This is a genomic window from Gilliamella sp. X-23 (assembly GCF_057063545.1).
This window is the reverse complement of the sequence record NZ_JBXSQG010000009.1, coordinates 68,019-81,370: the sequence shown is the minus strand read 5'-3', so window position 1 is coordinate 81,370 and position 13,352 is coordinate 68,019. Positions and strand designations below refer to the sequence as shown.

11 protein-coding genes are annotated in these 13,352 nt (G+C 35.7%); 6 read left to right on the top strand and 5 right to left on the bottom strand.

Annotated elements, in window-relative coordinates:
• Positions 1–92: 92 nt before the first annotated feature.
• Positions 93–803 (bottom strand): deoxyribose-phosphate aldolase, encoded by a 711-nt coding sequence (deoC, locus tag ACYH9I_RS07520; protein ID WP_483560062.1) that lies wholly within the window; start codon positions 801–803, stop codon positions 93–95.
• Between the two features lie 184 nt (positions 804–987).
• Between deoC and ACYH9I_RS07515 the strand changes: the two genes are divergently transcribed.
• The 4 genes from ACYH9I_RS07515 to ACYH9I_RS07500 are packed head-to-tail and all read left to right on the top strand — an operon-like array spanning position 988 to position 3,623.
• On the top strand, positions 988–1,407 hold the full coding sequence (locus tag ACYH9I_RS07515) for a PTS sugar transporter subunit IIA (protein ID WP_483560060.1): 420 nt from the start codon (positions 988–990) through the stop codon (positions 1,405–1,407).
• Between the two features lie 27 nt (positions 1,408–1,434).
• Complete coding sequence (locus ACYH9I_RS07510) at positions 1,435–1,926, top strand: PTS sugar transporter subunit IIB (RefSeq protein WP_483560058.1); 492 nt, start codon at positions 1,435–1,437, stop codon at positions 1,924–1,926.
• Positions 1,927–1,950: 24 nt separating this feature from the next.
• Positions 1,951–2,781 (top strand): PTS mannose/fructose/sorbose/N-acetylgalactosamine transporter subunit IIC, encoded by an 831-nt coding sequence (locus ACYH9I_RS07505; RefSeq protein ID WP_483560056.1) that lies wholly within the window; start codon positions 1,951–1,953, stop codon positions 2,779–2,781.
• 14 nt (positions 2,782–2,795) lie between these two features.
• Positions 2,796–3,623 carry a PTS system mannose/fructose/sorbose family transporter subunit IID gene (locus tag ACYH9I_RS07500; RefSeq protein WP_202112674.1) on the top strand — a complete coding sequence of 276 codons (828 nt, stop codon included), beginning with the start codon at positions 2,796–2,798 and terminating at the stop codon, positions 3,621–3,623.
• A 109-nt stretch (positions 3,624–3,732) separates the two neighbouring features.
• On the opposite strand, the gene lpdA is transcribed toward ACYH9I_RS07500, so the two are convergent.
• The 3 genes from lpdA to aceE are packed head-to-tail and all read right to left on the bottom strand — an operon-like array spanning position 3,733 to position 9,451.
• The gene (gene lpdA / locus ACYH9I_RS07495) at positions 3,733–5,157 is read right to left on the bottom strand and encodes a dihydrolipoyl dehydrogenase (RefSeq protein ID WP_483560054.1); all 1,425 of its coding nucleotides are present in this window, start codon (positions 5,155–5,157) and stop codon (positions 3,733–3,735) included.
• A 16-nt stretch (positions 5,158–5,173) separates the two neighbouring features.
• Positions 5,174–6,772 (bottom strand): pyruvate dehydrogenase complex dihydrolipoyllysine-residue acetyltransferase, encoded by a 1,599-nt coding sequence (gene aceF, locus ACYH9I_RS07490; RefSeq protein ID WP_483560052.1) that lies wholly within the window; start codon positions 6,770–6,772, stop codon positions 5,174–5,176.
• A gap of 12 nt (positions 6,773–6,784) precedes the next feature.
• On the bottom strand, positions 6,785–9,451 hold the full coding sequence (aceE, locus tag ACYH9I_RS07485; RefSeq protein ID WP_483560051.1) for a pyruvate dehydrogenase (acetyl-transferring), homodimeric type: 2,667 nt from the start codon (positions 9,449–9,451) through the stop codon (positions 6,785–6,787).
• A 365-nt stretch (positions 9,452–9,816) separates the two neighbouring features.
• Between aceE and lipB the strand changes: the two genes are divergently transcribed.
• Positions 9,817–10,440 carry a lipoyl(octanoyl) transferase LipB gene (lipB, locus tag ACYH9I_RS07480; RefSeq protein ID WP_483560050.1) on the top strand — a complete coding sequence of 208 codons (624 nt, stop codon included), beginning with the start codon at positions 9,817–9,819 and terminating at the stop codon, positions 10,438–10,440.
• Positions 10,441–10,450: 10 nt separating this feature from the next.
• Positions 10,451–11,410 carry a lipoyl synthase gene (gene lipA, locus ACYH9I_RS07475; RefSeq protein ID WP_483560048.1) on the top strand — a complete coding sequence of 320 codons (960 nt, stop codon included), beginning with the start codon at positions 10,451–10,453 and terminating at the stop codon, positions 11,408–11,410.
• Positions 11,411–11,446: 36 nt separating this feature from the next.
• On the opposite strand, the gene ACYH9I_RS07470 is transcribed toward lipA, so the two are convergent.
• Entirely contained in the window at positions 11,447–13,219 is a 1,773-nt protein-coding gene (locus ACYH9I_RS07470) for a DUF3413 domain-containing protein (protein ID WP_483560046.1), read from the bottom strand.
• Positions 13,220–13,352: the final 133 nt, after the last annotated feature.

Genomic DNA, 13,352 nt, shown 5'->3' with positions numbered 1-13,352 from the left:
ATTAGAACCGATAATAAGCATATTAAACCTAAAAATACCCACTTATTAGTAGGTATTTTTAGGTTTAAAATATCCGCTTAGGTATAAATTAATTAAATTTCAATAAAGTCTTTTTGGCTATTTTTTAATTCTTGTTTTAACTCTTCAATAACGGCAATACCCGCGCTTGTACCAATTCGCTCTGCACCCGCTGCAATCATTTTTTTAAATGTTTCAGCATTACGTATTCCGCCAGCTGCTTTTACTTTAACAATATCACCTACATGGCTTTTCATTAACTCAACATCGGCAAGTGTTGCACCTGAAGGTCCGAATCCTGTCGATGTTTTGATAAAGTCAGGTCTAACTTGAACAGCAATTTTACACAGTGTTATTTTTTCTTCTTCTGTTAGATAACAGTTTTCAAAAATGACTTTCGAAATGACATTGTGTTTACGACAGATATTAACAATTTGTGTCATTTCATCTTTAATATATTTCAGATTTTTAGCCTTCAATTCAGAGATATTAATCACATAATCGATTTCAGTTGCTCCATTTTCGATCGCATTTTGCGTTTCAAAGCATTTTGACTCAATAGTTGTTTGCCCAAGCGGAAAAGCAATTGCAGCACCTATGTCCACTTTAGTATCTTTTAATAACTCTGCACATAATTTCGATTGAACCTGATTAATCGCTACCATTTTAAAGTTATAGTCACTTGCTTCTTTACAAAGTTTTTCCATCATAGCGGTAGTTGCATCCGGTTTTAAATTTGTGTGATCAATAAATTTGCTTAACTCTAGTAAAGAATAACTTTTCATAATTCCCCCCAATTTAAATATGTATTTACATTATATTAAAAACAATAAAAACATTGTCAATGCGATTTCCATTAAAATCGTGATGAACTTCTCAATTAATGAAAAATACGACCCAATCCATTTGTTTTAGAAAAAAAATATGTAAACATATATTTAAACAATAACCACAAGGAGTACTATCATAATGAAAATAGTTATAACTTCACATGGTGATTTGTGTGAGGGCATTTTGACAAGTTATAAAATGATTGCCGGCGATACATCAAAATTCATTGCAGTCAAGCTTGATGAAAACGGAATTGGCGATTTTTCATTTAGATTGACGAAAATTCTTGATGAACAGATAAACGATAATAAAACAGTAATCGTCTTAAGTGACATAATGGGAGGTACACCTTACAACGAAACATTACGTTACATGCTTGCTCATCCCAATAAAGTTTTTTTATTTGCTGGATTAAATTTACCAATGTTAATTCAAGCAGGCACTTCATTAGAAGAATCCAATATACCGAATCTGCTTAATTCAATTTTAGAAGCTGGTCAAACTTCGGTTTTATTAGCTCCAGCAACAATAGACAATAATGAAGACATAGATTTTTAATGAATTATACGATAGGAGTAAAGATTTATGGCAATTACATTAACCAGAGTAGATGATCGTGTTATTCACGGTCAAATAATGACACGTTGGACAAAAGTCAGACCTGTCGATGGAATACTTGTTGTAGGCGACAATATTGCCTCGGATGAATTACGAAAACGTGTATTAAAAGCAGCTGCAGGCACATTAAAAATTGGGATTTATACTGTTGAACAAGGTGTAGATAAAATAAAACAAGGTATGGAATCAACTAAAAACTTTTTTTTAATCAGTGATTCACCGCAAACATTTGAAAAACTTCTCAGAGCTGGAGCTAAACTGAATCCAACATTAAATATAGGATGTATGAATACTCGAGCTGGAGCAAAAGTATTAGGAAGAACCGTCGCTATTGATGAAAATGACTATAAAGCTTTTGAATATATTGAAGCTCAAGGTATTAAGATTGAATTTCAACTTTTACCAGACGATGAACCTAAAAGCTGGTCAATTATGAAAAAGAAATATGACACTTTATAGATCTCATTGATTGAGGAGAATATTATGGAGACAACACTATTTATTCCAGCCTTACTCACAGGAATATTCTGTTACTTAGGCGCCATAGAATCACCTTGGTTATTTGGTATGTCAGGTGGTTTTTATATTGTAGGTAGGCCGTTAGTTGCAGGGTTATTAGTTGGATTTGCTTTTGGCGATGTACAATCAGGTGTTTTGTGTGGCTTAGCTGTTCAAGCTGTTTTTATCGCTAACCTATCAACAGGAGGAGCAACTAATAGTGAGATCACTTATGCTGCTTATGGAGGTATTGGTTTAGCTTTAGCAACAACAAAAGAACCCGCTGTAGCTGTAACATTATCAGTATTATTGGGGCAAACTTTTGGTTTAATATTTTACAATACTCGAATGGCACTTTATTCATTCTGGAATAATAAAGCACAACAAGCTGCAGAACATAATAATACTCGAGGTATTATTTTAAATCATTTATTTTACCCCCAAGTAACAACATTTTTATTACGTACAGCCCCTGTTTTCTTAGCTATTTTCTATGGTTCAGGTCTAGTAGATTGGTTATTAAGTAATGTCCCTGAAGTCATCACAAAAATTATTTCTGTTTTAGGTGGTGTCTTACCAGCGCTTGGTATTGCCATGTTAATGAATATCGTTATTAAGTCAAAAATTCAGCTTATATTCTTTTTTGCCGGTTTTGTTTTATTGGCTTTTGCCGGTTTAAGTATGATCGCGTTGGTGTTTATTTCGGCTTTAGTTGCTTATCTATATTACATGGCAATTAATAAACCAGCTTCTTCCGTTGTCAAAGAACCTAATAACTCAAATTCAAATGTTTTTGAAGATGATGATCTATTTTGATAGGAGAACTAAAAATGGATAAAAAAATGAATAACCAATCAAAATTAACTAGAAAAGAATTACGTCAAATTTGGTATCGATGGGGATTTACACATTTATCATCTATGAGCTATGAAAAATTACAAGCACATGCTTGGGCATTTTCTTATATCCCATTTGCTGAAAAATATTACAAAAATGATCCCGAAGCAAAACGTCGATTATTAACAAGACATTCGATGTTTTACAATACTGAACCACAAACAGGTCAAATCATAAATGGTATTGTTGCTTCAATGGAAGAAGAGATAGCATTAGGTAATAATGTGCCTGAAGAATTACCGGTGAATATCAAAGCAACATTAATGGGTCCATTAGCTGGTATAGGCGATTCTTTAATTCAAGGCATTATCGTTCCTATCTTGTTATCAATTGCTATGGGAATGGCAGCAGGAGGAAATGCCATTGGTCCAATCTTTTATATTTTATCTTACGGTATTTTAGGTCCTTTAATTTCTTATATAAGCTTTCATTATGGCTATAAACTTGGTGTGAATGCCATTGATAATATTATTGGCGATAATGTAAAACGAATTACCGATGCTTTTAATATTCTAGGAATTATGGTAGTTGGAGGACTTGCTGCTGGTAATATTGTGTTAAATTCGCAATTGGAAATTCCAATGGGTGATAGCATGCGGTCATTACAAAGTGTACTTGATGGTATATTCCCGAAAATACTACCTTTGACTATGGTTTTACTTGCTTGGTGGTTAGTGTCTGCAAAACAAATGACAGCCACAAAAGTCATCTTAATTCTGACTGCAATTACTTCGCTCGGTGTAATTATTGGTATATTTTAATCTATCCAAAGACCTTAAACTGATCAGTAATTGAATATCAAAAATCAGAAAAATAAAAATGCCGTTAGTTTGACTAACGGCATTTTATTAAATAAATGACTTATTGTTACTATTTTTTCTTTGCTTTTGCATTAGGTAAATCAGTGACAGAGCCTTCATAAATTTCAGAAGATAAACCAATTGATTCATGCAATGTTGGGTGAGCATGGATAGTTAATGCAATATCTTCTGCATCACAGCCCATTTCAACAGCTAAAGTGATTTCACCTAGTAATTCACCGCCATTCACGCCAACAACCGCACCACCTAGCAAGCGATTATCTGCTTTATTAAAGATGAGTTTTGTCATCCCTTCTGAACAATCCGAAGCAATAGCGCGCCCTGATGCAGCCCATGGGAAGATTGACACTTCATAATCAATGCCTTTTTCTTTGGCTTCTTTTTCAGTTAAGCCCACCCAAGCTACTTCAGGTTCAGTATAGGCAATAGAAGGAATAGTTTTTGGATCGAAGAAGTGTTTTTTACCAGCAATCACTTCTGCTGCCACATGCCCTTCGTGTACACCTTTGTGCGCAAGCATTGGTTGTCCCACAATATCACCAATGGCATAAATGTGTGGTACGTTGGTGCGCATCTGTTTATCGACTTCGATAAATCCACGATCCGTGACATTAACACCAGCTTTTTCTGCACTAATTAACTTACCATTTGGCGTACGACCAATCGCTACTAATACCGCATCATAAGTATGGGTTTCGGTGGTGCCGTCTTTCTTTTCCATGGTGACGTAGATTGCATCATGTTTGGCTTCAACAGTGGTCACTTTGGTTTCCAATCGTAAAGTGAATTTCTTTTGGATCTGCTTAGTAAAAACTTTAATCACATCTTTATCAGCAGCTGGAATCACTTGATCAAACATTTCAACCACATCCACTTCTGAACCTAATGCATGATATACAGTACCCATTTCAAGCCCAATAATTCCGCCACCCATTAATAATAATTTTTTAGGAATGGTGGTTAGCGCTAAGGCATCCGTTGAATCCCAAATACGCGGATCATCATGTGGAATAAAAGGTAACTTAATTGGACGAGAACCCGCTGCAATAATGGCATTATCAAAGGTAATTTTAGTGATCCCTTTTGAAGAAGTTACATCCATAGTATGGCTACCAGTAAACTGAGCTTCACCTTGAATCACATTGACTTTGCGCATTTTTGCCATGCCAGCAAGTCCGTTAGTCAGCTGACTAATGACTTTTTCTTTCCAGCCACGCACTTTGTCTAATTCAAGTCTCGGGGTACCAAAATGGATACCATGTTCAGTTAATGATTTTGCTTCATCCATTACTTTTGCAACATGAAGTAATGCTTTTGATGGAATACAGCCTACATTTAAACAAACACCACCAAGTGTTGAATAACGTTCAACAAGGGTAACATCTAGTCCAAGGTCAGCTGCGCGGAACGCAGCGGAATAACCCGCTGGTCCTGCCCCTAAAACCACAACTTGCGTTTTAACATCTTGACTCATAATTTGATCTCCTTAATTACATCACTAAACGACGTAAGTCGGATAAGACGTTAACAATATGGCTTAAGAAGCGCGCACCATCCGCACCATCAATCACTCGGTGATCAAAGGATAATGATAAAGGTAACATTAAGCGTGGTGTAAACTCTTTACCATTCCAAACTGGTTTCATGCTAGAACGAGATACACCTAAAATACCCACTTCTGGTGCATTGACAATTGGTGTAAACGAGGTTGTACCAATACCACCAAGGCTAGAAATAGTGAAACATCCACCTTGCATATCGCTACCAGTCAATTTACCTTCACGCGCTTTTTTAGAAATTGCCGCAAGTTCTCGTGAAAGTTCAACAATGCCTTTTTTATCGACATCTTTAAATACTGGCACAACAAGACCATTTGGTGTATCAACAGCAACACCAATATTAATGTATTTTTTGATGATTAGCGTTTGAGCATCTTCAGATAATGAGCTATTAAAGCGTGGATACGCTGTTAATGCGCTAGCTACCGCTTTCATGATAAACACTAAAGGTGTGATCTTAAGGTCAAGTTTCTTCTTATCAGCTTCTGCATTTTGTTGCTTACGGAATGCTTCTAAATCAGTAATATCGGTTTCATCAAACTCCGTCACATGCGGAATCATGACCCAGTTACGGTGTAAATTTGCACCTGATACTTTTTGAATTTTAGTTAATGGTAAGCTTTCAACTTCACCAAATTTGCTGAAATCAACTTTCGGCCATGGTAATAAACCTGGTAATGCACCGCCAGCAGCGCCACTTTCAATTTGCTTAACTGCATTTTTAACGTACGCTTGAATGTCTTCACGTAAAATACGGTTTTTAGGACCTGTCGCGGTGACTTTAGCGAGATTTACGCCAAATTCACGTGCTAAACGGCGCACTGATGGAGTTGCATGCGCATAAGCATCATTTTCAACAAATTCATTGCCTGATGCTACAGGCGCTGATTTTGCAGCAACAGGCGCAGGTGTAGATGCTGGTGCGGTTTTTTCAACAACTGGGGCTGAAGCTGCTGGCGCTGTTTGAGTAGCAGGCGCTGCACTGGTTGTGGTTTCAAATTCCATAATTTTGGAACCTGTTTTCACTTTATCACCCACTTTCACTGTGATACTTTTAACCGTTCCGGCAATAGTTGCTGGTACTTCCATTGAAGCTTTATCACCTTCAACGGTAATTAACGAATCATCAACAGATATAGTATCGCCAACTTTTACTAAAATTTCGGTGACTTCAACTTCATCGCCACCGATATCAGGCACATTTACATCAACAGTTTGACTTGCTGTAGCAGCAATTGGTGCGACTTCAACTTTTGGTGCTTCCTGCGCTTGCGCTGGAGCTGCAGGCGCTGCACCACCCTGTTCATCAAAGACCATAATGTCCACACCTGTTTGGACTTTATCGCCAATTTTAACCGAAATTGATTTAACAATACCGGCTTGTGGTGCTGGGATTTCCATTGATGCTTTATCACCTTCAACAGTCATAATTGACTGATCAGCTTCAACGTTGTCACCAACATTAACCAGAATTTCGGTCACTTCGACTTCATCACCGCCAATATCAGGTAATTTAATTTGAATACTCATTATAACAACCTCTTATGCAATTCGTGGATTAAGTTTATCAGCATTGATTTCAAATTTTTTGATCGCTTCTTCAACAACGCTAACTTCGATATCACCACGTTTAGCAAGTTCACCCAATGCTGCAACTACAACATAAGATGCATCAACTTCAAAGTGATGGCGTAAATTTTCACGGCTATCACTGCGACCAAAGCCGTCTGTACCAAGCACTCGATAACTTTCAGAAGGTACAAATCCGCGAATTTGCTCAGCAAAAATTTTCATATAATCAGTTGAAACTACTGCTGGATTGTTATTCATAATTTGTGCAACATAAGGCACTTTCGGTGTTTCACTCGGATGTAGCATATTGTATCGTTCACAATCTTGTCCATCACGAGCAAGTTCAGTAAATGATGTTACGCTATAAACTTCAGAACTAATACCATAGTTTTTAGCTAAGATGTCAGCCGCATCACGTACATGACGTAATATCGAACCTGAACCTAATAACTGAACAGTCGGTTTACCTTTTTGACCTTCAACAGTATCAAGTTTATAAATACCACGACGAATACCTTCTTCTACACCTTCTGGCATTGCAGGCTGTGCATAGTTTTCATTGAGTGTAGTAATATAGTAGTAAACGTTTTCTTGTTCGCCATACATACGACGTAAACCGTCTTGCATAATAACCGCAACTTCATAAGCATAAGCAGGATCATATGAGATACAGTTAGGTATGGTTAATGATTGAATGTGGCTGTGACCATCTTGGTGTTGTAAGCCTTCACCATTTAATGTTGTACGACCAGAGGTACCACCAATCATAAATCCGCGTGCTTGCTGATCGCCAGCTGCCCACATTAAATCGCCAATACGTTGGAAACCAAACATAGAATAGTAAATATAGAATGGAATCATTGGGAAATCATTGGTGCTATATGATGTCGCAGCAGCTAACCATGAAGCCGTTGCACCACATTCATTGATCCCTTCTTGTAAAATTTGACCTTTTTCGTCTTCACGATAATAAGCAACTTGCTCTTTATCTTGTGGCGTATATTGTTGCCCATGTGGGTTATAAATCCCAATTTGACGGAATAAGCCTTCCATACCAAAAGTACGCGCTTCATCAGCCAAAATTGGCACTAATCGAGGTGCTAACTCTTTATCCTTAAGCATGATGTTAAGGGCACGGACAAATGCAATTGTGGTTGAAATTTCTTTTGATTGTGCTTCAAGTAGTGATGAGAATTCACTCAATGATGGAATTGAAACGGTACCAGAGAATTTGGTTAATCTTGATGGAACATAACCATGTAATGCATTACGACGTTCATGAATATATTTATATTCTGGAGTATGTTCCTCAAACTTGATATAAGGTAATTTTTCAAGTGCTTCATCCGTTACAGGAATATTGAAGAAATCACGAACATGACGCACACCATCCATATTCATTTTTTTCACTTGGTGGGCAATATTTTTCGCTTCAGCTGCAGCACCCATACCATAGCCTTTAATGGTGTGAGCAAGAATAACAGTTGGGCGATCTTTAGTTTCTTTTGCTCGTTGGAATGCAGCAAACATTTTAGCTGGATCTTGACCACCACGGTTTAATCTAAAGATTTCTTCATCAGACATATCTTTAACTAATTCAGCAGTTTCTGGATATTTGCCAAAGAAATGCTCACGCACATAAGCGCCATCTTTTGATTTTAATGTTTGATAATCACCATCAAGCGTTTCGTTCATTAGACGAATTAATTTACCTGATTTATCTTTTTGCAGTAATTTATCCCAACGATCGCCCCAAAGAACTTTAATCACATTCCAGCCTGCACCAGCAAATACACCTTCAAGTTCATTAATAATTTTACCATTACCGGTTACTGGACCATCTAATCGTTGTAAATTACAGTTGATAACAAATACCAAATTGTCTAATTTTTCACGCGTTGCAACGGTGATTGCGCCTTTTGATTCTGGTTCATCCATCTCACCATCACCTAAGAAAGCATAGACTGTTTGTTCAGACGTATCTTTCAGTCCACGATTTTCTAAATATTTTAAAAAACGTGCTTGATAAATGGCACTAACAGGACCAAGCCCCATTGAGACTGTTGGGAATTGCCAAAATTCAGGTAATAATTTAGGGTGAGGGTAAGAAGGTAGTCCTTTACCATGTACTTCTTGACGGAAATTATCAAGTTGTTCTTCGGTTAAACGACCTTCAATAAATGCGCGTGAATAAATACCTGGTGAAATATGTCCTTGGAAATAAACTAAATCACCACCATCTTTTTCGTTACGTGCACGGAAAAAATGGTTAAAGCAAACCTCATAAAATGTAGCAGCAGACTGGAATGATGCCATATGACCACCAAGCTCTAAATCTTTCTTTGACGCTCTTAATACCATCATAATTGCATTCCAACGAACGATTGAACGAATTCGTCGTTCTATTTCCCAATCGCCAGGATAAGCAGGTTGTTCTTCTACTGGAATAGTATTGACATAATTACTTGTTGAGGAACCAAAAAGTAGTGGTACACCACCGTCTCTTGCTTTATTGACTATTTGTTCAATAATATATTGTGCACGTTCTATACCTTCTTCGCGAATAATTGAATCAAGACTCTTGAGCCAATCTTGTGTTTCAATGGGATCGATATCATTCACTTGCATGTCCGACATATAAAAACCTCTTTTTTGTTTAAAAAAATGCAGTATTTGCTATCCTTAGCTATAACTAACTATATAAATTACAACTCTGCATTATGGAGTTTTATTTGTATCAGTCTGCCATTTTCATAAAAAAAGTAAAGCAAACCGAAGCTTAGAAAAGAATGTTAATTCCTATCAAATTAATCAACTATTTCAATGGTAACATTAAAAATAACGTTAATTAATTGATAAAAAAGAAATTTTAACAATAAATAAATACAAAAAATAGATAGTATACCTATACTGAAGTCATCTATAAGTTGTCAAATTATAGTAAAATTTGATATATATTGATAAATTTTTTGTTAATACTACCAATAACAATAAGCAATACCATGAGCACTAATAATGATATTATCATCAAAGATCTACATATTGTTCCCTATATGCAAACTTATCAAGCTATGCATGACTTTACACAAAATCGTCATGAACAAACACTTGATGAAATTTGGTTAGTAGAACATCAACCTGTATTTACCCAAGGAAAAGTGGGTAAAGCTGAACATTTATTAAATCATACGGATATTCCTGTTATTCAAACTGATCGCGGAGGTCAAATTACTTATCATGCCCCAGGGCAACAAATTATGTATATTTTATTTGATTTAAAACGACTCAAGATTGGTATTCGTGATGTAGTTAGTTATTTAGAAAATAGTGTCATTCAAACATTGGCTCATTATGATATTATAGCCTATGCAAAACCAGATGCTCCTGGAGTTTATGTTGATCATAAAAAAATTTGTTCACTTGGTCTACATATAAACCGAGGCTGTACACTACATGGGCTAGCACTAAATATTAATATGGATCTTACACCTTTTAATAACATTAACCCTTGTGGATACGCTGGATTACAAATGACACAGCTTAAAGAATATATCTCACAAATTGACCGTAACGAGATAAAACATTTATTAACTGATAATTTGATTAAGCAGTTACCCCAAAGATAAGATATTAATTATGCAAAATAATGAAACAATAATCAGAAGCTCGAAATACCGTGATGCTGACAAAACACGTTTAATCCCAACAACCACAGTAGAAACAACACCACCACTTAAAAAACCTGAATGGATGCGAATTAAATTATCTGCTTACTCAGATAACATAGCGCATATCAAAAACACCATGCGCAAACATGGGCTACATTCAGTTTGCGAAGAAGCATCTTGCCCTAACTTAGCTGAATGCTTCAATCATGGGACTGCTACTTTTATGATTTTAGGTGATATTTGCACCCGACGTTGCCCTTTTTGTGATGTTGCGCATGGCAGACCATTACCACCAGATAGTCAAGAGCCTATTAAATTAGCACAAACAATTCAAGAGATGAAATTACGTTATGTGGTTATTACCTCTGTAGACAGGGATGATTTAAAAGATGGTGGTGCTAGTCATTTTGCCAATTGTACTCGCGAAATTCGTGCATTAAGCCCTAATATAAAAGTTGAAACCCTCACGCCGGATTTTCGTGGTTGTGTTGAGCAAGCAATTGAAGTATTAAGCGAAAATCCACCTGATGTATTTAACCACAATCTAGAAAATATTCCACGCCTATATAAAAAAATTCGCCCTGGTGCTAACTATGAAGGTTCACTTAAATTACTTTCCGCCTTTAAAGAAAAACACCCCGAAGTGCCAACAAAATCGGGCTTAATGGTTGGACTTGGTGAAACTAATCAAGAATTAATTCAAGTATTAAAAGATTTACGTACCCACGGAGTAACAATGTTAACGCTAGGACAGTATCTGCAACCAAGCAAATACCACTTACCTGTTGAACGTTATGTTTCACCACAAGAGTTTGAAGCGTTAAAACAGACAGCTTTAGATATGGGATTTACGCATGCTGCTTGTGGACCTTTTGTGCGTTCGTCTTATCATGCTGATTTGCAAGCTATGGGTAAAGAGGTGAAGTAATCTTCACCTTTTTTATTGTTAAACCGAATAGCTAAATCAATTGTCTACGACCATAAAACGGCGGTTTTCGGTAACAATTTGTAGAAAGATCGGTAAGCTGATTTTTTCGCCTTTTTGTAATTTACCATTAAGATCATAAATTTTAGAACGACCAAAGGCATCTAAAACCACTGTTCTATCATCATAAAGTGCAGCAATCATATTTTCATCACCAGCAACTAACCATTGTCTAGGCTTCAAGTTAAATAAATTTTCACATTGGCTATACTGCTGTGGCGGTGTAGTGACATAAAATACGTCTTGCATTAATGTACAAATAATATCAGTTTGCGAAGTTACTTTCGTTATTTGTGCGCTTCCTTTATTTTTCCATGACATAATCAAGGGTACTTTTAGTGATTCACGATTAAAGTCGCTACCTGTATTACGTAATACTATTTTCTTCATTTCATCAATTTTAATATCATTCGTACCTGTAATAATAATAACCGTATCATCATAGGCATTAGATAATCTTAAATAAGCAATTAATGATTCAATATACTGATCTAATTTTTTTGCTTCAGATTGAAGAGTTGATATTGAAATTTTTTTATTTTTATCAAATAGCGAATATTGAATTATAGAAAATAAAGGCGCATGATTATCAAGACTATTCTGCTCTTCATGCCACTTCATCCAGTTTTCAGTTATTTGTTTATTAGACTCTCTTTTAGACTCTGGTATTGAGAAATTAGATAACAAAGCCGAACGATATAAAGGTTCAGCAAAACCATCTGCTGAAAATAATCCTAGATTATATTGTTGTTTAGTAACAACTTCGAGTAATACAGATGGTTTATGCCCAACCAAAATACTATTATAATAATTAGGAGCTAATCCATAAAACAATGAAAAATCATTCAAATAAGATTGATTACTTGCACCATAATGATTAGTAAAGGCAATATTATCTTGAGAAAATTCATTTAACCACGGCATATATTTAGTCAATAAATTAGTATTCCATCCATCAATAACAATCATTAGTACATTGTTTTTTGTTGGTTGCTGATCATAAACAATCCTTCCCAAAGGATATTCAATCGTCATTGCAAAAGGGTTTCCCTCTTGCGTAACACGATCGCGATAACCGTTTTCTTTCATAAAGCCATAACGTTCAAGAAAATGGCGGGCAGTCAAAGGATAAGAAAGTGGTAGACTTGATCGCTGCATAGTAATGGGCCGATAAAAATTAGCATCAGCCCAACTATGGATCAAATGCGAAGCAACAAAACAAACAATAAAAAAAATCACTACGGGTTTTGCATAACGTTTGCGTTTACTTAAGCTACGTAGTTTTTTCCAGCTCCATAATGAAAATAAAATCTCAATCAATAAAATAAATGGAATGGCAATAAATACCGTACTTAAATAAGAAACTTTTTGCGATGAGAATAATTGCCAAATCGACAAATTAAGATGCATTCTAAAATGCGAAAAAACTTCAATATCAATAATCAGTAATGAAATACCGACTGTGGCAAAAGCCGTTGCAATAATTCTTTGCCATCGAGAAGAATGAATAAAAAAACTTAACGGAAAAAGTAAAATTAGATAAGCGACAAAAGTCAAATAGCTAAAGTGACCAATTGCACTGATAATGGCATAAAATCGCCCCATAAAAGTACGAGGCCAATCTGCAATGAGTAAATATTGACTACCTAATAAAATAACCACAAAAATATTAAACAACGTAAACCAATGTCCCCAACTAACAATTTGCGAGGCACGATCGTCTTTGAAGTAAGTATTTTTGATTTTGAGCATATTTAGTCGTTGATTATGATGATAATGAAGTAAGACAAACAATAAATTGTGGCTTAGTTTACCTGATTTTGAAAAATCTTTCTGTAAATTTTTTATTTGTTAGCATAAAGATTTTGGTAATCTGTTGGCGATA